The sequence below is a fragment of the Coleofasciculus sp. FACHB-542 genome, assembly GCF_014695825.1.
Lineage (GTDB): Bacteria > Cyanobacteriota > Cyanobacteriia > Cyanobacteriales > FACHB-T130 > FACHB-T130.
In genome coordinates this window covers 108,068-128,788 of record NZ_JACJPB010000057.1, presented here as the reverse complement: position 1 = coordinate 128,788, position 20,721 = coordinate 108,068, and the positions used below count along the sequence as shown (strand labels likewise).

Genomic DNA, 20,721 nt, shown 5'->3' with positions numbered 1-20,721 from the left:
CAGGTTAAACTTAAATACAAAAGGGAAAAGCCATAAACTGCCGCTACTCGCTATGATGCAACTTCAGAGAAATCGCACGTTTGCCGCTACTCTGCTTCACCGGCGGCAACGACTTGCCGAGTTAATTGATTTTCCAGTTATTCTCTGGTCTGGGCGTAGTAGTTCCCGAAATTATCCAGCCAATACTTTCCCATTTCGCGCCAGCAGTCATTTCCTCTATTTTGCGGGGGTACCTCTGGAAAATACGGCGATCCGACTCGAAGCTGGGAAATTAGAATTGTTTATGGATGATGAGTCTCCTGCCAGTGCCCTCTGGCATGGAGAAATGCCGAAACGTGAGGAAATTGCCCAGGCGATTGGCGCGGATGCGGCATTTTCGATGGCAGAATTGGCGTTACGCTCAGCCGATGCTGCGACTATCTCCGTGCAGGATGCCGCGACTGGACAGCAACAAGCTCAGATAATGCAACGAGCGATCGCATCCGCAAATGCATCTCAGGGAATTGATGGGGAGTTAGCACGAGCCATTATATTTTTGCGACTCAGCCACGATGCAGGTGCTTTGGCAGAATTACGACAAGCTGCATCTGTCACCGTGGACGCTCACTTAGCGGGAATGGCTGCCACATCCAGCGCCAAGTTGGAGGCAGGAGTGCGTGCGGCAATGGAGAGTGTCATCATCTCACAGAATATGAGCTGCGCTTACCCCAGTATCGTCACGGTTCACGGGGAGGTTCTCCACAATCAGCAGTATTGGCACCCCCTGCAATCGGGAAACTTGCTGCTGGCGGATGTGGGCGCTGAAACATCAATGGGCTGGGCAGCAGATGTCACGCGCACTTGGCCTGTATCGGGTAGGTTCTCTTCTACCCAAAGAGAAATCTATAATTTGGTTTTGGCGGCTCACGATGCTTGTATTGCCAAAATCCGCCCGGATGTGGAGTATCGGGAGATTCATCTACTGGCAGCGACTGCGATCGCCCAAGGGTTGGTGGATTTAGGCATTCTGCGAGGTAGTGCTGAAGATTTGGTAGAAATGGATGCTCATGCCCTATTTTTCCCTCACGGAATCGGTCATTTGGTGGGTTTGGATGTCCACGATATGGAAGATTTGGGCGATTTGGCGGGGTATGAAGAGGGGAGAATTCGGAGCGATCGCTTTGGTTTAGCTTACCTGCGGCTCGATCGCCCCTTACGCGCTGGAATGTTAGTCACCATTGAACCAGGATTTTATCAAGTTCCGACAATTTTAAATAACCCCAATTTTCGAGCAAAATATCAGGATGTGGTGAATTGGGATCGCCTCTCTCAGTTTCAGGATGTGCGCGGGATTCGCATAGAAGATGATGTTCTAGTCACCCAATCAGGCAGCGAAGTTCTTACAGCAGCATTGCCAACCGATGCCGATGTAATTGAGTCTTTGGTTAAGAAGGAATCCCGCGTTTTCTTCGGAACCGGGCAACCAATGACTGGAAAAGCACCCGCCGGTATTCCCACTTTTATTAAGCGTTGTCGCGCAATTTTTGAACAAGTTAGTCCCCAATTGATGAAGGATTATCCTGACTGGTTTATCGCGATTGAGGCAGATAGCGGTGAGTATTTTCTGGATGTAGATCACAAGGTTGCCAAACAAAAGGCGCTTGAGAAATACCCGGATGGGTTAATTTCTACTTTACAACTGCTTAAATAAGTTCGTGCCGGTAAGAAATCCTTTAGGGAAAGGGTAAATAAAATTTTACCTTTTCCCCATTTGTTTTTTTCTTAAAAGATTGATTGGCTTGATTTTGGACGTCTTGTAGCGATTCTTATGCTTAAATTAGCGATTAGCTAAATGAATGATGCTGGTATTCTATGCAATGATTCAAAACTTTAAAAAAAATTTTTTTGAAGAATGTATTGCAAACAACTACTAGCTATGCGTTGAAAAGGTATTCTTAAATAATGAAAATATATTTCAAAAAAATATTACTAGTCAGTTCTTCTTATCAAATTCAGTTTACCAAAAAAAATCAATAAAGTCCATAATATTCAAAAAAAACTTTTTTGAATAGGTGAATTTTTAACCCACCCATTCAAACCGAAAAGTTCATTGATAAGAGCTATCGAGCCTTTAATTTCCGTTCTTTCAGTTTCAGTAAGATATCGGCATGAACCTCACGAGTCAGAGGATAAAAGTATGCCAGGATTAATCCACAAATTAGGGCAATTGTTGGTAGAGGTCCGATGGCGATGCGAATCGCTAAAAGTGCAGAATCCGGTTGAATCGGGGCTAAGTTCTCTGGGGTAGACCGAATGTATTGATTCCACTCCAGGCTTTTCAAGACTAAAGCCACGGCAACAGCTAAACTGACTTTTTGCAAGAACACCATGAAGCTGTAAAAAATCCCTTCCCGCCGCTGTCCGGTTTTTAGTTCATCTAATTCAATCACATCTGGCAGCATCGACCACGGGATCAAATAAGCTGTAGAAACGCCAAAACCTGCCATCACTCCTAACACGTACATGAAAGCAATTTGACCGGGCTGTAAGAAAAACAATCCCGCCTGGGCAATAATCCACACGCTCATTCCCATAAAATATACGGCTTTTTTACCGTATCGCTGGCTAAGCTTACTCCAGATAAACAGCATTAACAATGCTGTTCCCTGCACCGCTAGAATGACTTGGGCAACGACTGCATCGCTTAAGCGCATCCAACTGAGAACAAAATAAGGAATGATAGCTGCTGTGACCTGGACAGCTAACCAGGAACATAGATAAATTCCAACAACATATAAAAAAGGGCGATTGCTCAAAACAATCCGCACTTGTTGCAAAATTGGGAGGGAAACAGGTTGCTCAAAGGTGGGATTTTGTGCCGCCCTTGCCAAAATGCGATCGCGTGTCCCCCAAATACACCAATAAATCGGTAAGACCGACAAGATTGCACAAACGACGCCCATCACCAAATATTGCTGGATGCGGTCATTAGGAATCAAAGCGGCGATGATTCCGAACACAATCACAGATACGATACTTCCCCCAATCGAGAAAGCAAACCGATAGCTGTTGAGATTCGTGCGTTCGTTGTAGTCCTGAGTCAGTTCTGGAGTTAGGGCGGTGTAGGGTAAATTAACAGCGGTGTAAAACGAATTAAACAAAATCGAAATGACTATGTAATACCAGAACAATCCCCATTGATTTGCAGAGTCATTGGCGCTAAATCGAGGAACTAGCCACTGCAAAAAGAACGTGATTCCAAACGGAATCGCCCCATATAACATCCAGGGAAGCCGACGCCCCCAGCGTGGCGAGTTTGTTCTGTCGCTAAGCACCCCGACAACCGGATCGTTCACCGCATCCCAAACCTTGCCAATCAGGAGAATCCAAGTCGCTAGTCCAGCGGCGATTCCGGCGACATCGGTCAGAAAATAGGCGGTATAAAACACCCCAATATTTGCGGTGATCGCAGCACCTACATCACCGGCACCATAAGCCAGTTTCGTACTTAACTTTAGCTTTTCGCTGTCGGGTGTCGCGGGGGAATGCTCAGAAGAGGAATCACTCATGGCAGTTGGCTGATGGCAGGGGGATTGAAAATTTCAAAAAAGTATCGCATCTGTCTCCCAAGAGCGGGAATTTTATAGCATTTGTTCTATAGCATTTGTACTGTTCTCTAAACCTGTTCAATTGTGCCTGTTATGCCAGAGCTTTACGTGTCATGGTCAGAGTACCACCAAAAAATCGAACAGTTGGCGGCAATCATATATCAATCCGGCTGGGAGTTTAACCAGATTGTCTGCCTTGCCAGGGGCGGTCTACGGGTGGGTGATATTTTATCGCGAATTTACCACAAACCGTTGGCAATTTTAGCTGCCACTTCTTACGGCGGCACAGGCGATCGCTTTCGAGGTTCGCTTGCCTTCGCCCGCGACCTCACGATGACTTCCCCGCATCTGGGTAGCCGCATTCTCCTGGTGGATGACTTAGTGGATTCTGGCATCACCCTCCGGGAAGCCATCCCTTGGCTGAAACATCATTATGCTGCTGATGTCGAGCAGATTTGTACTGCTGTCATCTGGTACAAAGCTTGCTCTATTATCGCGCCTGACTACTATGTGGACTATCTCCCAGAAAACCCCTGGATTCACCAACCCTTTGAAAAATACGAACAGGTCGATCCCTCAGAGTTAGCGAAAAGCTATGCTGCTGTTTCAGCGACCAAATAACACCAACCAAACCGGCAGAGTCAATAGGAGTCCTATCGTCCCGACAACCAGCGCCGTCACGGTTAAATTTCGGTCGAGATTGTAGGTTTCCGCCAAAATGAGGGTGGCAAACGCTGGAGGCATTGCCATCTGTAAAACAATGACTAGATGGGGTGCCCCACTCACACCCAGCAGCCCAACCCCAACGCCCAGTACCAGCGGAACTAGCAGCATTTTAATCCCCAAGCTCACAGATGCCGAAGGGAGGCTACCCCAGGAAGAAAGCTGGCTGAGGCGCATACCGATTAGCACCAAAGCCAGTGCCACTCCACTCCAAGCAATCATTTGCAGCAATTGTTCAGCGGGTTCGGGCAGTGGGAAGTTGCGAAAACCCAGTCCAAAGCCAAAACTCCACAGCGCTGGATTGATCAGCACTGCCTGTAGGGACGGGAAGACGCCCTTTTCTGCCCCAACCCCAAAACGAGCCGCCAAGACAACGCCCAAGCCGTAGGCTCCCAGCGTGGTGCCCATCAGGTCATAAAATAGCGCCCACCCAAAGTACTGCTGCCCGACGAGAGCGAGGGTGACGGGATAACCCAAGTAGCCGGTGTTCCCGACCATTGAGGCTAATAGAAAACTTCCTTGAGTAGATTTACTCCAAGCTTTTTTAGGGAATTGCGAGGCTTGCCTTCCTATCCAAAACCAGGCCAATCCGGCTCCCACCAAAATTGCCACCCAAGCGGCGACGGGTGCAATCCAAATTGGCCCAGATAAGTCAGCGTGACGCAGAAACGCCACAATGCCAAGCGGGACTCCAATCCAAAAGAGAAACTTCCCTAAATAGGTGGGAACTACTTTGGGCAGTTGGCGACCCAAAACCCATCCCAGCAAAATGCCACCACCTAGCCGGAAATAGAGTTCCAGCAGTTGAATTCCTATATTAGGCATCGTCTCATGGGTTGTCAGCAGAAGGTTTAGACTGACACCTGTACGATATGTCAGCCTCTATTCATGTTAAGCATCAGGGTTGATGACGAGGCATCTGGGAATACACGGCGGCTGTTGATATTCGCTCAGTCTAAAATACTTGTAAAGTTAGGTGTTGAGTCTCAGTGCCGTTGTTGGATATCTAAGAATTGATAACTAACCACAAAAACAACAGGAGTGGCTCTTTTGGAAAACGCGGGTATGCCTGAAAAACCACCCAAGTCGGCACTGCCGATAGACGATATTCCGGAGGCGTTGCGGGATACGCCGTACCTCGGACGACGCCAGCGACAGTGGCAGCCGATTCTCCTGTTTGGCGGTTTGTTGGGATTGGGAGCGATCGCGCTGATTATCGGTATCTTAGTCCCCCGTCCTGTATCCGAATCGGATGCATCAACGCCTGTCCAAAATCAGATTCCAGGCATTCAAACGCCTTCCGCTACACCAGAAGCCAATACCCTCTTTGGACACTTTCCTTACCAAGAGGCACCCCAATCCGAACTTGAGGCGATTACAGCGGATGGTCGCTTGAAAATGCGTAAAACTGCCGCCAGACAATATATAGCGATGGTAGCAGCGGCGCGAGCTTCCGGCGTTATCATCGTGCCAATTTCAGGATTTCGCTCGATTACCGAGCAGCAGCATTTATATTTTGACACCAAGGCGCAGCGGGGGCAGTCAGCTGCCGAACGGGCAAAAGTGAGTGCGCCTCCCGGTCACAGCGAACATCATACTGGGTACGCGATAGATGTGGGTGATGGAAGAGTCCCCGCAACGAATCTCAGTCCTAACTTTGAGAAGACTGCGGCTTTTAAGTGGCTTCAGAAGAACGCTCCTTACTATAGCTTTGAGATATCGTTTCCCCGCAACAATCCCCAAGGCGTTAGTTATGAACCGTGGCACTGGCGCTATGTGGGCGATCGCGATAGTCTGGAAACATTTTATAAAGCCAAACAATTCGGAGGTGGGGCGCAGCCATCGGGCGATCGCTCTGTCGTGTCGCCGACCAATCCCAACCCCAATACTTCACCCTAGCCAGTAATTAAAAATTAAAAATGCAAAATTTAAAGCACCAGTTTTAATTTTTAATTCATCTACCTTAGACTTCAATATCATGCAACAAACTGCCCTAAATCTAATTGCCATTGGCGTCTTTGCAATGACGCTTTCTAGCTTGTTGGGGCCAATGTTGAACATATCACCGACAATCCCCGCGATCGCAACGATTAGCATTCTGGGACTGGCAACCCTAGACACCCTCAGCTTCCAAGGCAAAGGGATCGCAATCCTTTTGGAGTTGTTTGCAGGTGCTGACTCCAAATACCGCGATCGCGTATTGCGGCATGAAGCCGGTCATTTCCTCGTCGCCTACTTACTCGAAATTCCCATCACTGGCTACACGCTCAGCGCCTGGGAAACCGTTAGACAAGGAAATCCTGGGCAAGGTGGGGTGATATTTGATACCCAAAAATTGCAGCAAGAAATGACAACCCCTTGGGAGATGCAAGTCATCCTGGATCGATTCTGCACCGTCTGGATGGCAGGCATCGCCGCCGAGATTTTGGCATACGGTAGCGCCGAGGGAGGCGCAGAAGACCGGCAAAAAATTAGAGAGGCGCTGACACAGTTAGGACGGCAGGAAAGCGGCGCTCAACAGAAAGAGCGTGCCAGTGCGCTGCAAGCACGTACTCTGATTGAGGAAAACTATCCCGCCTACGAAGCCCTGGTAGCGACGATGGAAGAACGTGCTTCAGTTGAGGAGTGCTATCAGGTGCTTCAGCAACATACTGTTAGAAGTTAGTCGTTCCTAATTAGTAGTCATTAATCAATTACCAATTTATAGAATTAATGGGAAGTTTTTGGCTCTGTATCCTAGACTTGACCTACTTTTTTTGATATACTAACTTTGATAAGGAAGAAATAAGCTTTAATAAAAGTTTTATGCGAATTTCTATTATTTAAGTATACTCTTTTCAGCCCAAATAAGTAGTAATTTCCAATACACTTCTCGTTGTTTTTAACAGGTAAAAATTGAGGGGGAGAATTTCTACCTTTTCCGCAATTCGCAATTATTCACTAACAACTCGATTGCGACCATCAGATTTGGCTTGCAGAAGGTTTTGGTCAGCACGTTGTAGCAAGTTTACTCCTTTAATATCGTCCGTCGCATTCAGGGTGCCTGTCCCCAAACTGATCGTAATTGTGAGTGACAGAGTGGGATTAATTCTGAAGGGTTGTTCGCAGATCAGGCGACACAGACGGTGGGCTACCACTGGAGCCTCTTGAACATCTGTGTGGCTGAGAATTACAACAAATTCCTCACCTCCGTAGCGGAAGAGAGTGTCTTGAAATCGCAGGTTGTGTTGCAGACGAGCGGAGAGTAGTTGCAGGACGCGATCGCCGATCAGATGCCCGTAGGTGTCATTAATAGACTTGAAATAGTCTACATCCAACATTACTAAACTCAGCGGAATTGAGCGACTCCGAGCATTTTGAATCTGTCGGGGCAATTCCCATTCCAAGGCGCGACGATTATTCAGTTCCGTCAGCGGGTCAGATAGTGCCATTGTTGACAATAAATCATTGGTTCGCATCAATTGACGATAGTTTTGCACCTTGCGTAATCCCATCTGAATTTGCGCTGCCAGTAAGCGGTCCTGCAACCCGATCTCCTCTTGTGCAAGGGCAGCACTCCTTCTTCTGACTGGGGCAATTTGCAAGTAAGCATCTGCTCCTTTTTCCAAAGCTTCTGCCATGAGTGCCCACTTCCGGTGTCGATCGGAAAGTGTTTGTTCGCGGGCAAGTTCCGGTCGGTCTTCTATCAAGATGCAGTAAATCCCCGCTAATTGGTTGTGTTGTTTGAGCTGATAACAGAATTCCAAACTGCCCTCCAGACTTGCCTGCAAAATTAAGATATGGGGCAGTTTCTTTTCCAGCAGCGGCATGACTTCATCTAGCTGGGAGGCAGCTTCAACTGCGCCACCGACTAAAGCAGCGATTCGCGTCAAAAATGTTGCCAGAAATGCATCAGTTCCAACAACTAGAACAAAAGCATCCATTAGCGTAGGTATTCCGGAAGAATCAAGGCTCTTTCCCTGTTGACGAAACGTGAGAATTTCTACCACTAGAGTTTTTATGGAGCAACGAAGGAGACGAATGGATAGATGACCCTAGACTGGATGAGCGTGTAGATTGTAGGGCAGAAGAAGCGATCGCTCTAGCGGATGCCGCTATACGAGGCTTCTGGCTGCTATGCCATTGAACCGGGTAGCACTACCAAACTCTAACCCGATCGTTGGCACCGACACACTCTGTTACATTCTCAGTTTGCTACAAGTATTAGAGATGGGTATTCCGTTGGCGGTAGAGAATTTTACAAAATCTTCATAAAACTGCCACACTACCCAAATGCTTGAACAACCTGCGAGCAGATTCTTCTTTATGCTGGCAGATAATTGGTATTTGTTACCACTCTTGAGAAAGGAAGCGTAAAGCGCGCGATCGCATCCCCATTTGTCAAGAACAGAGCGATTCTCCTTTGGAGACGCTACGCGATCGCGCCTTTTTGCAGCCGATTCATCTCTTGTCTGTTGATTCACTACGAAGTCAGTAACCAGACAAAAGCCAGTTAGGTGATTACCCAACTGGCTCAAAATTAACCCTAATAATGCAGAGTATGGTTATTGATAACCTTCAATCGTGTGACCTGCCGCCACGATCGCTTGTTTGATTGTTTCTTCAGAAGCTTGAGCTTCCACTGTCACCGTCTTGGCTTTTACATCCACGTCCACCTTGGCGTCGGGTTCCATCGTATGGATCGTGTCGGTAATTGTTTCTGCACAGCCATTACAGGCGATAGTGGGAACTTTTAGTTGGAGTGCCATAAATTCAATTCAAGTCAATTAAGTTTGCAAGGATGCGATTCGAGAAGCCTTTATTTTACCGTTGTCACAGTGCTGGATAAATCAGCCTGCTGAGCGATAATGCAGATTTCGCATTCGGGCGCGATCGCGTTAGTCTAGCGCTGACTTGTCAGTTCGCATCCTCGATAAAAAGTCCCCTAAAAACATTTTTGGGCTTAGTCGAGTGCGACTAAGCCCGTTAGATCGAAAGGATTGGTTTTCTCAAAAAATGAACTTCAACAACTAGGGTGGACAAGTTTGGCAGCTTCACCTTTATCTTTAGTTTTCCAGCATAGTCCAGTCTTCCCAGACTTTGGTTTGGCTTTGCACCAGCTTGGCTTTTTGCCCCTCCAGTGCTTTTTACCACTACAGTCTATGCTTGGTTGGTTCTTGCTGCACTTGGGTAACAGACCGGGGACACCGCGTCTATGTTTCCCATTCCGTTTTTCATTTGCCTCCTTGTTTTTCTAAACTTCCTGGTGTCCACTATTAAATTAGCACCCCATTTCCAGACAAAATCCCTGATTTTACCAAACTTGACAAGTCTTTAAATACAGCAAATAAGCGTTAGTAAAGAGAAACAATTCCCCTGCCTTGCAATGCCTGAACGAGAAGGGCTACAACAAGGCATAAACAAATGTAAAAATAGATAAAGTTGACCGATACCAAGCCCTTGTAAATTCCCATGTCTTCTTCCTCCCAGTTCCTTAGCGGTAGCGAAATTCGGCAAAAATTCCTCGACTTCTATGCCCAGCGAGGACATCAAATTTTGCCGAGTGCTTCCTTAGTGCCAGAAGATCCCACCGTACTGCTAACGATCGCCGGGATGCTGCCTTTTAAGCCGATATTTCTAGGACAGCGATCGCCTGAGTTCAAGCGTGCCACGACTTCTCAAAAGTGCATCCGCACCAATGATATTGAGAATGTCGGACGGACTGCCCGACACCACACCTTTTTTGAGATGTTGGGTAATTTCAGTTTTGGGGATTATTTCAAAGAACAAGCGATCGCGTGGGGTTGGGAACTGTCAACACAAGTTTTTGGTTTACCCCCAGAACGCCTTGTCGTCAGTGTCTTCCGGGAAGATGAGGAAGCTTATACGATTTGGCGGGATAAAATTGGCGTTCCCGAAGCCAGAATCCAACGCATGGGAGAAGCAGATAATTTCTGGGTATCTGGTCCCACTGGTCCTTGCGGTCCTTGTTCGGAAATTTACTATGATTTCCACCCAGAACGCGGTGATGACAAGATTGATTTAGAAGATGACACCCGGTTCATCGAGTTCTACAACCTGGTGTTCATGCAATACAACCGGGATGCAGAAGGCAACCTAACGCCGCTGCAAAATAAGAACATCGACACGGGGATGGGACTGGAACGGATGGCGCAAATCCTCCAGCAGGTACCCAACAATTACGAAACTGACCTGATTTTCCCGATCGTCAAAACTGCATCTGAAATCGCCGGAATTGATTACGCTAGCAGCGACGAGAAGACGAAAGTTTCCCTGAAGGTAATTGGGGATCACGTCCGTTCCGTCGTCCACATGATTGCCGATGAAATTCGCGCATCCAATATTGGGCGGGGCTATGTACTGCGGCGCTTGATTCGGCGCGTGGTGCGTCACGGACGACTGATTGGCATTCAAGGGGAATTTACGCCGCAAGTGGCGGAGACTGCGATCGCGCTTTCCGAGTCCGCTTATCCGATTGTCCGTGTGCGAGAAGCACAAATCAAAGCGGAACTGCAACGAGAAGAATCTCGCTTCCTCAAGACACTGGAACGAGGCGAGAAACTGTTGGACGAAATTATTCAGCGGGTGAAGCAGGAAGGTAAAACTCAGATTGACGGGCGAGACGCCTTTACTCTCTATGACACCTACGGCTTCCCTGTAGAACTCACTCAGGAAGTTGCAGAGGAAGAAGGACTAACGGTAGACGAGTCAGGCTTCAATGCGGCAATGGAGGAACAGCAAACGCGATCGCAATCCGCTCACGAAACCATCGATCTCACCGTCCAAGGTTCCCTAGATAAGCTAGCCGAACACATTCATAGCACCGAGTTTCTGGGTTATACCCAACCTTCCAGCCAATCGCAAGTAGAAGTGATTCTTGTAGAAGGCAAATCTGTCGAAGCGGCGGAAGCGGGAACACAAGTGCAGATTGTCCTGAATAAGACGCCATTCTACGCAGAATCGGGCGGACAAATTGGCGATCGCGGTTATATCTCCGGCGATTCCGTTTTGGTGCGAGTTGAAGACGTTAAGAAGGAATCCGATTTCTTCGTCCATTTCGGTCGCATCGAACGCGGTACGCTGCGGGTAGAAGATGCTGTAACTGCCCAAATTGACTTGTCTTGTCGCCGTCGCGTGCAAGCGCATCATACAGCAACGCACCTGCTGCAAGCGGCATTGAGGAAATTTGTCGATGAATCGATTACTCAGGCGGGTTCTTTGGTCGCCTTCGATCGGCTGCGATTTGACTTCAACTGTCCTCGTCCCGTGACATCCGAACAAATACAACAAATCGAAGAGCAAATCAATACTTGGATCGCGGAAGCACATCCCGCCGAAACCGAAATCCTGCCAATCGCGGAAGCCAAAGCGAAAGGCGCGATCGCGATGTTTGGCGAAAAATACGGCGATGAAGTGCGGGTACTAGATGTCCCAGGCGTTTCGATGGAATTGTGCGGCGGTACTCACGTTCACAATACTGCTGAAATCGGGCTATTTAAGATAGTCTCCGAGGCGGGTGTTGCTTCCGGGGTGCGGCGGATCGAAGCAGTGGCAGGACCAGCGGTTCTGGAATACTTGAATGTCCGGGAGAAAGTAGTTAAAGATTTGAGCGATCGCTTTAAAGTCAAACCCGAAGAACTTCCCGACAGAATTACTAACATCCAGAACGAATTAAAAGCATCCCAAAAGCAGCTAGAAACATTAAAGGCAGAACTCGCCTTCGCGAAATCTGACCAGTTACTCAGCACTGCTGAAACAGTGGGCGATTTCAAAATTTTAGTTGCCGAATTGGGCGATGTTGACGCCGAATCCCTAAAAAATGCGGCTGAAAGATTACTGCAAAAATTGGGGAATGGTGCCGTATTCTTGGCATCAATTCCCGAAGCAGATAAAGTAAGTTTGGTTGCACATTTTAGCCCGGAAGTCAACAAAAAAGGGTTGCAAGCTGGGAAATTCATTGGCGCGATCGCTAAAATCTGCGGCGGCGGCGGCGGCGGGCGTCCCAACTTAGCGCAAGCTGGCGGACGCGATCCCAGCAAGCTGAAAGAAGCCTTAGAAAGTGCTAGAACTCAGTTAAAGTCTGGTTTAGGCGAATAGAAGGAAGCGATCGCGTCTTTGTTAGATGACAGTAGATGCGATCGCTTCCTTTGATTAGACCTCAGTCTTACCACTACCACCCGACAAATCAACAATTTACCTGATTGCAAAATCCACTTAGGTGGCTTCAGTCTCGACTACCAGGACAAGAACGGACAGCTACGCACCATACCCCTCTACTCACAGCTAAAGCCCACAATCTGATTCTGGACACAACCCTATCTATAGGCGTTCTAGGACTGCTGTCGTACTTGGCGCTATAGGGCTTTTGTGTCTATTTAGTCATCCAGTCACCTTTGCGTTGCATCGAGGCGGTAGCACAGAAACACTTTGAGGGCAGAATGTGGGGGTCAAACTCAGTTGCACTCAGCCTTGAGCCAGTCTTAGCTTACAAATTTCCTCTGGTTTAAGTTACTTTTAGGTGTAGCGTGTCAGTAACAGCATCGCTGACCGCTCATTCAGGGGCATGAAACTACGCGAGAAAACACTGCTGACGATTGGCGTTACCGTCGTAAGTTTGATAGGGGTTTTGTATGTCACCTCGTCAACCATCCTGCTGAGAGGCTTTGCCAAATTGTACGAACGGGAGGCTTACCGGAACGTTCAACGAGTTCAGGATGCCTTCTCTAACTACCTGAGTGAGTTCAGCGTTCTAAACGACCAATGGGCGATGTGGGATGACACCTATAACTTCATCAAGGATGGCAACCGCCGCTATATCGATCGCAATCTGAATGATATTTCCTTGCGATCGCTCAGATCCGACTTAATCCTATTTATCAATTCCTCTGGTCAGCTGGTTTTTAGTCAAAGCTTCAACCTGAAGCAGCGCAAAGCAATCCCCACTCCGAAGGAAATCCAGGCATACTTAGCGGCTAACACAAGCCTGCTAAAGAACTCTGAACGACTTGACCACTATGTTGGCATCGTTCTGTTGCCCCAAGGGCCAATGGCGATCACCGCAGGGCCAATTCTCAATAGCCAGGGTGAAGGGCCTAGCCGGGGAACGCTGATCTTAGGGCGTTACCTGAATACTGAAAAAGTCAAGGCTTTGAGCGAGTTGACCCATTTACCTATCACTGCGTACTTGGCAAACGATCCGCAACTACCTGACGACTTCAAATCGGTGCTTCCGGCTTTGTCAAAAATGTCCGATAGTTCTTCTTCGATTTTGGTGCGATCGCTCAGCAATAGCGGGATGGTGGGATATACCCTACTGCGGGACATTGACGGCAAACCCGTAATGCTGGTGCGAGTTGATATGCCCAAAGAATTTTATCAACAAAGCCAACTTCTTCTGACTTATCTGGTAGTGTCGCTGGGTATATCTACTTTGGTCGTGGGGATCGCGTTTACCGGGGCAACTTTATTTCTGTTAGAAAAATTGCTTCTGTCTCGGCTAGCTTATCTCAGTACGGAGGTTCGGAGCATTGGTACTAAAGGCGATCTGTCAATGCGCGTCTTAATTGCTGGCAGAGATGAATTGTCGCTCCTGGCTCGGACAATTAACTGGATGTTAGAAACTTTAGAGTCATCGTTAAAAGAACTAAAAGCGGAGCAGAAGAAGGCGGAGAGACTGCTACACAACATTTTGCCCCAGGCGATCGCTGACCGTTTACAAAAAGAACAACATACTATCATTGCTGATAACTTTGCCGAAGTCACAGTTCTATTTGCAGATATCGTTGGTTTTACCCAGATGGCTGCTCATACATCCCCTGTAGAACTGGTCAACTTGCTCAATCAAATATTCTCAGCTTTTGACCAACTCGCAGAACAACATGGGTTGGAAAAAATTAAGACAATTGGGGATGCCTATATGGTGGTTGGTGGTTTACCTATCCTTCGCACGGATCATGCAGAAGCTATTGCCGAAATGGCGTTAGATATGCAAAAGGCAATTGACCGATTCAATGCAGTGAATGGCGAAGAGTTCAACATCCGAATTGGCATTAACACTGGCCCGGTTGTTGCTGGAGTCATTGGTTTGAAAAAGTTTATCTATGATTTATGGGGAGATACGGTTAATACTGCCAGTCGCATGGAATCCCACGGAGTAACTGGTTCTATTCAAGTTACCGCCGCTACTTACCAGCTTTTACAGGACAAATATCAATGGGAAGAGCGGGGTGCAATCCAGGTGAAAGGAAAGGGAGAAATGATGACTTATCTACTCATCGGCAGAAAAACAGAAAAACTGCTAGTGTGAGCTAGAAGTTTATAGATATCGCTGTTTAGAAAGGCAAAACTTTATGGGTCGCTTAAATCCTTACACGTTACAGATGCAGATTACCCGGATGTTCCAAGACGGGCAATCTATCTTCGCCCCAGTGAAGGTGCAGGATTGGCTGCGAGAGCGCAATCACGATCCAGCCGAATATGATATTCTCTTCCATCAGCAACCCGCGCCGCCGGGAGCCAAAGAAGCGATCGCTATTCAGATTGAGTTGCGCCGCAAAGATGGACAGCCGGTCGATCCGTGGCTCCAACAAGAAGTCAACCGCCACGCTTAACGCTGTTTAATGCACTAACTTGTCAGCCAAATTTGTCAGCCAAAATGGATGGGTTGTAGAGACGCGGTTAAGCGCGTCTCTACTTGACCGCCTACCACCCTAAAAAATCTGTTTTAATGGACGTATTTGAAGAAGAATCTTCTTTAGTTCCATAAACAAATCGCAGTATAGTTGTGTAATTTGTTATTAAATATAACCAGTTAAATTTATTGAAATTATTTTAATTGAAAGCAAACAGATTTTCTAAACTTACGCTGAGGGGTGACACGCGCCTCAGGGAGCAATGGGTATGAAATCAAATCAGCGTTGGGTTCTAGGTTTTATTCTTTATTTCGTAATTTTACTGACAATTTTTGTTTCTGCTTATTTAGGAATTGTGCCAGTCAAAATTTCTGCCATTCCTTTTTATGACACAATTGGACATTTCATTTTATTAGGGTTTGCCAGTTACTTAGGTCAGAAAGCTTTAGGGAACCGGGTGATTAATATTTGGTCTCGTTCCATAAGCCTACCACTATCACCAATTCTGATTAGTATCTTTGCCTTATTTGATGAGAGTCTGCAAGCCCTCTCACCGCTTCGTTCCTCCACCTTGTCCGATCTCGCTGCCAACCTAATCGGAATTTGGTTTTTTTACTGGCTAGCATCGTTAAAGTAGAGCCTGGGAATCGTTTTTTGGAGTTGGTTACATCCTGAGCATTTGGATTTACTAGAGATTGATGGCGTCGCCGATGCTGCGATGATTCGGCGGCTTTCTCAACGCTTGGTACGTGACGACTGGGCAGAAGTTATTGACATGAGCATGGGAGAACAGAGATTACTTCCCTTGTCACCGATCTCTATCTCAAGAAGTATTCACTTAAAGTAATTCAGTTTATGTGTATCTACAGACTTAATTCCAAGGGTTAATGACAGGCAATTCCTGTGGATTTACCCTTAATTTAGATGGCTTTAGACGATACAAATATAGTTCTACACAGTCCAAGTTTTTACAAAACAATCATTAGAAAGCTTACTATTCTCTTCTGGAGCTTTCAAGCGAATCAGTGTAGCAAAAAAGTAAGTCTAAAGAGAAGACATTGGAATAAAATCAACTAAAAAATTCTGAAAATCAAGGTTCACGCGGAGGTTTAATATGTCTTATCGCTACAACCAAAATAAAGCTCCCTTTGTGAGAATCGTCTACTCAAAGGTTAATGTAAACGGAAAAACTGAACTGGTGCCGCTGGAGTTATACGCAGATGGCTCTCTTAAGAGAGCTATCTGAAGAGAAAATACGATCTGCAAATATAAAAAAATTCTGTTTCCCGATTCTGTACCAAAGTTCGGGAATACTCTACAATACAGCGAATAAGTTAGCGTTCATAGTCTTGAAACGACAGAGCTGCTATGGCTGGTGTAAAGCCTTACCAAAATTCGATGCTATTGGAGAAACCCGAACATTTTCCCGTCCTGGGAGTGCCCGTTCATCTGTTAGAAGACTATTCTAAGTGGCTAATCTCGCGCCTGCATGAGAAGGTAGGCGGTCATGTCGTTACGCTAAATGCGGAAATGGCGATTCAGGCAGAAGACAACCCCAGCCTTGCGGGGATCATCCAGCAGGCTGAACTGGTGATTCCGGATGGAGCTGGGGTTGTCCTTTATTTGCGGTTAAAGGGTAGACGCCTGAGACGCTGTCCGGGAATTGAGTTGGCAGAGTCACTTTTACAGGAAGCTGGGCAAATGGGGAAGCTTTGCCCGATTTTTTTCTATGGTGGGGCACCGGGAGTCGCGCAAGCAGCAGCTGCGGTTTGGGAGGAACGAGTGCCGGGAATTGCGATCGCTGGGAGTCAACACGGCTACCTCTTACCCGAAGCAGAACCAGAATTTAAGACAACCCTGCAAACTCTTCAACCCCGTCTGATATTCGTGGGTTTAGGCGTTCCCCGTCAGGAATTATGGATTGCCCAAAACCGACACCTGTGTCCCGAATCGATTTGGATTGGTGTCGGCGGTAGCTTTGATATTTGGGCTGGAATTAAATCCAGGGCACCCGCTTGGTTGCGGGATAATCATCTGGAATGGCTTTATCGCTTGTATCAAGAACCCTGGCGCTGGCGAAGAATGATGGCTTTACCGCAATTTGCCTTGCGAGCTGTGGTAAAAAGTTATGAGTTTTGAATTGTTAATTGTTCATTGAAGTTGCCATGAACGATGAGCGATTAGCTATTAGCCCTTAGCATTACGCACTGATAACTTTTATATGACCACAGCTTCTGCTCATCCCAGCATTGGCAAAGATCGCCGGAGTGACGCACGGGACGCCAATTACTCAGCCTCCTCAGCAGTCATGGTGAAATTGCGGGAAGTGACAAAAATTTATTCCAATGGCAGCCGTGGGTTATTGGATGTGAATTTGGAAGTTAAGCGAGGGGATTTCTTGTTTGTTACCGGGCCTTCTGGTTCTGGTAAATCAACACTCTTAAAGCTGTTGTATGGGGAAGAACGCCCCACGGATGGCGAGGTCATGGTCGATAACTGCAACGTGGCGCAGTTGCGGGGTCATCGCCTGTCTTTGCTGCGGCGGCGCATCGGCGTTGTTTTTCAAGACTACAAACTCATCCCCCGCCGGACAGTAACGGAAAATATTGCTTTTGTACTGTGGGCGCAAGGCTTCACGCGCAAGGAAATTGAGCGCCGCCTTCCTCCAACGCTGAAATTAGTCGGGTTGCAGCATAAAGCGGATTGTTTTCCTGAAGAACTCTCTGGTGGAGAGCAACAGCGCGTCAGTCTTGCTCGCGCCATTGTCGGAACGCCGCCGCTGTTACTGGCAGATGAACCCACTGGAAATCTCGATGCGGATAACTCGGCATCGGTGCTGAGAATTCTCCAGAAACTCAACGCCTTCGGTGCGACTGTGATGGTGACAACGCACGACGAACGCTTGTTGCGGATGGCGAATCGACCTGTGGTGCAAATCCGTGAGGGGCAAGTCAAAATCAGAAATTAACCAGAAATGAATAATTCTTCTGTTTAATTTTTTACTGGGCGCTTCTTACCAAAATCACGGTGCTTTTCACGCCACGCGCGATCGCTTCGGGGATATTTCCCTTCATCACCTGCTGTAATAGCCCTTCCCGACTAGCACCCAATATCACCACATCGCAGGCGTCAGCTTGCGCTAGATCGATCACGGCATCCGAGACAGAACTGGAACGAAGGGGAATCGCCGTCACGCTTGCACTCAGTTGGCGGCTGAGGAACAAGGCTGATTTTTCTAACATGGCGGTGTCCGGCAAGAGGGTGGAAGGATGGAAAACTTGGGCTAGCTCAATTGCGGGTGTCTTACTCAGACACATCAAAGCGGGTAGGAGTTGCAAAGCTTGCTGGGCGTTAGGACCACCAGCAATCGGAACCAGCCAGCGATTGAAGCAGAGGGACACGGTGGGTGAGTGTGCCCCGATGCGATGCCGGGGTGCCAGGATTCGGGGGGGCCGGGGAGAATTGGCAGCGATATGCGCCCTGATGCCTCTGCTTCTCGGCTCTTCTACACCTGGAGTCTCTTCGCCCATTTTCACCAGCACCACCTCGCAGGGAGCCTGCCGGATGATCGTGTCTACCACATCGCCAAAAACTCGACCGGGCGTGATGCTGGTGCCTTTCCAGCCCATCAGCAGCAAATTAATGTGACGCTCGTTAATGGTTTCCAGAATGGCTGGAGCAACATCATGAGACACGCGGATCTGAGTGTGGACGGGAATTTGCCAATCTTGCCCCAGTTTTTCGGCATGACGGAGCAGCCGACGACTTTTGGTAGTGCTGACGGGCGTTTGAGCAGGGGCACTGTTGCGGGGAACCGAGATAACCTGAAGACATTCGATTTCGTAGTTGCGATCGCGGGCAATTGCCGCTGCCATCTGCAACAATGCAGGTGCAGTTTGCGGGTTGGCGATGGTAACGAGCATTCGTCCGCTTCCCACTGCCGGAGAACGAGTTTGATAAACACAGTAAGAAGGCTCCGGACGCGGGCCAATATTCACCGATTGACCGTTCAGCTTATCTGCTTGCGCCCGAATAATATCAGCACGGGTAATAATCCCAATCAGCTTGCGCCCTTCCGTCACTGGCAACCGACTGAGTTGATAGCGATTGAGTAAATAGAGAACATCACCCAAGGAGTCGGTAGGGTTTACCGCCATCGGCTTCGGCGTCATGATTTTGCTCAAAGGGGCATTCCCTGGTAATCCCCGTTGGGCAATTCCAGCAAGGTCAGTTTGGGTAATAATCCCAACCAGTTTCTCCTTATACACAACCGGAAAGCCGCGATGATGGGAGCGAGAGAAGGCTTGCACGGCTTCATCAAGGGTCATATTGCTGGTTAAGGTTTCGACTCGGCGCTGCATCACGTCTGCCGCCTTCAGCATCGATAAGAGTCCATCGGTAGTTGGCTTTTTCTCTAGTTCAATCCCATTCCACTTCAGCAGGCGATCGTAGAGCGACCCCCTGACTATCTTTTCCGACACCAGGTAAGCAACAACAGACCCAATCATCAGCGGCAGAACAAGATTGAAGTCCATTGTCATTTCAAAAACGATGACAATAGCGGTGATGGGCGCTTTGGAGACGGCACTAAAAAATGCCCCCATGCCAGCCAGGGCGTAGGTGGTCGGTGAACCCACTGCCAAGGTTACCTCCTGCACGAACCCGACCAGATAGCCAAGCCCAGACCCCAGAATCAGGGAAGGCGCGAATAACCCGCCAGGGGCACCAGAACCACAGGCGACAAGCGTCAGTATATACTGAGCCACAAAAGCGATCGCTGCCATTTCCCAGCTCACTCCACCTGCCAGCAGGGACTCTCGCAGCCCGGTGTTGTCTCGAAATGTTGAGGGGAGAAGGGCGGTCACGATACCAGAAATTAATCCAGCCAGCCCAATTCGCAGCGGTAGAGAAAGTTTGAGGCGGCGATAGAAGGCGAGGGAAGTAAAAATTCCTTTCCCAAACATTGCCCCCAGCACCCCAGCCAAGGCTCCTAACAACAGGTAAAAAGGAATCTCTTGGGCAAAAAAGCTAGTCTGAGATTGGCTAATATCGAGGTTGAGGTCAAGGCTACGACCGCCCAGCAGCCGCGACACAACCGCACCGATAAAGGATGCGAGAATGGCTGTGCCCAAGGTGAGGTCGGATAAATCTTGGAGGAGTTCTTCGACAATAAACAGCACACCGGCAATCGGTGCATTGAAACCAGCCGCTAACCCAGCACCCGCACCAGCGGCAATCATCTGGCGGCGATGGTCGGGCGAAGTAGGAACCCAGTGGCTGAATTGAGCAGCAACGGCTGCACCGATATGCACGGTTGGCCCTTGACGCCCCAAGGTGAGTCCGGAACCCAGAGCAATAATGCTGCTGGCTAACTTCACGAGGGCAACTCGTAAATTCAGGGCGATGGGGAATTGAGAAAGGGCAGCTTTAACAAAAGGAATGCCGCTCCCCGCTGCTTCTGGTGCCAGACGTTCGACTAGGAAGCCGGAGAGGAGTCCAAAGGATAAACCAATGGCGGGTAATGCGAACCATGCAGGGAGAAAGTGGGAAGCATGAACTCGCCATGCACCCAAGGTCCCGACGCCGACTTTGAACAGAACTGCGGCGAGTCCCGATACTAACCCAATTAGACAAGCTTCAGCGATCGCTAAACGCCGTCTGGGTTGTAAGAAAGCTTTGACCTTGGATTTGGGAAATTTGAGTCTTGAGTGTAAAGACAAAACTTGAGAACTTAACACTCTCAAATAATTCATAAGTCATTCAACATTTTGCCCTCAACT

At 48.1% G+C, this 20,721-nt stretch carries 14 protein-coding genes and 1 pseudogene; 10 read left to right on the top strand and 5 right to left on the bottom strand.

The window, feature by feature from the left end:
- Positions 1 to 52: 52 nt before the first annotated feature.
- Positions 53 to 1,426: pseudogene (locus H6F52_RS23800) on the top strand (aminopeptidase P family protein); the annotation flags it as partial.
- Positions 1,427 to 2,099: 673 nt separating this feature from the next.
- Here the strand turns inward: H6F52_RS23800 and H6F52_RS23795 are convergent.
- Positions 2,100 to 3,548, bottom strand: a complete 1,449-nt coding sequence (locus tag H6F52_RS23795; protein ID WP_190536932.1) for an MFS transporter — start codon at positions 3,546 to 3,548, stop codon at positions 2,100 to 2,102.
- A 132-nt stretch (positions 3,549 to 3,680) separates the two neighbouring features.
- Here H6F52_RS23795 and H6F52_RS23790 point away from each other — a divergent pair, with 132 nt between their 5' ends.
- Positions 3,681 to 4,208, top strand: coding sequence for a phosphoribosyltransferase (locus tag H6F52_RS23790; protein WP_190536931.1), 528 nt, complete (start codon positions 3,681 to 3,683; stop codon positions 4,206 to 4,208).
- Here the strand turns inward: H6F52_RS23790 and H6F52_RS23785 are convergent.
- Entirely contained in the window at positions 4,194 to 5,135 is a 942-nt protein-coding gene (locus H6F52_RS23785; RefSeq protein WP_190536930.1) for an AEC family transporter, read from the bottom strand. The genes H6F52_RS23790 and H6F52_RS23785 overlap by 15 nt on opposite strands.
- Before the next feature lie 240 nt (positions 5,136 to 5,375).
- Between H6F52_RS23785 and H6F52_RS23780 the strand changes: the two genes are divergently transcribed.
- Complete coding sequence (locus H6F52_RS23780; RefSeq protein ID WP_190536929.1) at positions 5,376 to 6,209, top strand: M15 family metallopeptidase; 834 nt, start codon at positions 5,376 to 5,378, stop codon at positions 6,207 to 6,209.
- Positions 6,210 to 6,288: 79 nt separating this feature from the next.
- Positions 6,289 to 6,975, top strand: coding sequence for an ATP-dependent Zn protease (locus H6F52_RS23775; protein WP_190536928.1), 687 nt, complete (start codon positions 6,289 to 6,291; stop codon positions 6,973 to 6,975).
- 268 nt (positions 6,976 to 7,243) lie between these two features.
- On the opposite strand, the gene H6F52_RS23770 is transcribed toward H6F52_RS23775, so the two are convergent.
- Together H6F52_RS23770 and H6F52_RS23765 are read right to left on the bottom strand one after the other, a co-directional pair.
- Entirely contained in the window at positions 7,244 to 8,233 is a 990-nt protein-coding gene (locus tag H6F52_RS23770) for a diguanylate cyclase (protein ID WP_190536927.1), read from the bottom strand.
- 621 nt (positions 8,234 to 8,854) lie between these two features.
- Positions 8,855 to 9,058 carry a heavy-metal-associated domain-containing protein gene (locus H6F52_RS23765; RefSeq protein WP_190411340.1) on the bottom strand — a complete coding sequence of 68 codons (204 nt, stop codon included), beginning with the start codon at positions 9,056 to 9,058 and terminating at the stop codon, positions 8,855 to 8,857.
- Between the two features lie 703 nt (positions 9,059 to 9,761).
- On the opposite strand from H6F52_RS23765, the gene alaS reads away from it, so the two are divergent.
- From alaS to ftsE, 6 genes are all read left to right on the top strand, one after another.
- Positions 9,762 to 12,407, top strand: coding sequence for an alanine--tRNA ligase (gene alaS, locus H6F52_RS23760; RefSeq protein WP_190536926.1), 2,646 nt, complete (start codon positions 9,762 to 9,764; stop codon positions 12,405 to 12,407).
- A gap of 466 nt (positions 12,408 to 12,873) precedes the next feature.
- On the top strand, positions 12,874 to 14,616 hold the full coding sequence (locus tag H6F52_RS23755; RefSeq protein WP_190536925.1) for an adenylate/guanylate cyclase domain-containing protein: 1,743 nt from the start codon (positions 12,874 to 12,876) through the stop codon (positions 14,614 to 14,616).
- A 43-nt stretch (positions 14,617 to 14,659) separates the two neighbouring features.
- Positions 14,660 to 14,920: a hypothetical protein gene (locus tag H6F52_RS23750; protein WP_190428755.1), complete on the top strand. Its 261-nt coding sequence runs from the start codon at positions 14,660 to 14,662 to the stop codon at positions 14,918 to 14,920.
- Positions 14,921 to 15,209: 289 nt separating this feature from the next.
- On the top strand, positions 15,210 to 15,578 hold the full coding sequence (locus H6F52_RS23745; protein ID WP_190432312.1) for a VanZ family protein: 369 nt from the start codon (positions 15,210 to 15,212) through the stop codon (positions 15,576 to 15,578).
- 761 nt (positions 15,579 to 16,339) lie between these two features.
- Positions 16,340 to 17,080, top strand: coding sequence for a WecB/TagA/CpsF family glycosyltransferase (locus H6F52_RS23740; protein ID WP_190411358.1), 741 nt, complete (start codon positions 16,340 to 16,342; stop codon positions 17,078 to 17,080).
- A 169-nt stretch (positions 17,081 to 17,249) separates the two neighbouring features.
- Entirely contained in the window at positions 17,250 to 17,909 is a 660-nt protein-coding gene (gene ftsE, locus H6F52_RS23735) for a cell division ATP-binding protein FtsE (protein ID WP_190411357.1), read from the top strand.
- A 31-nt stretch (positions 17,910 to 17,940) separates the two neighbouring features.
- Here the strand turns inward: ftsE and H6F52_RS23730 are convergent, their stop codons facing one another.
- Complete coding sequence (locus H6F52_RS23730) at positions 17,941 to 20,694, bottom strand: chloride channel protein (protein WP_190536924.1); 2,754 nt, start codon at positions 20,692 to 20,694, stop codon at positions 17,941 to 17,943.
- Positions 20,695 to 20,721: the final 27 nt, after the last annotated feature.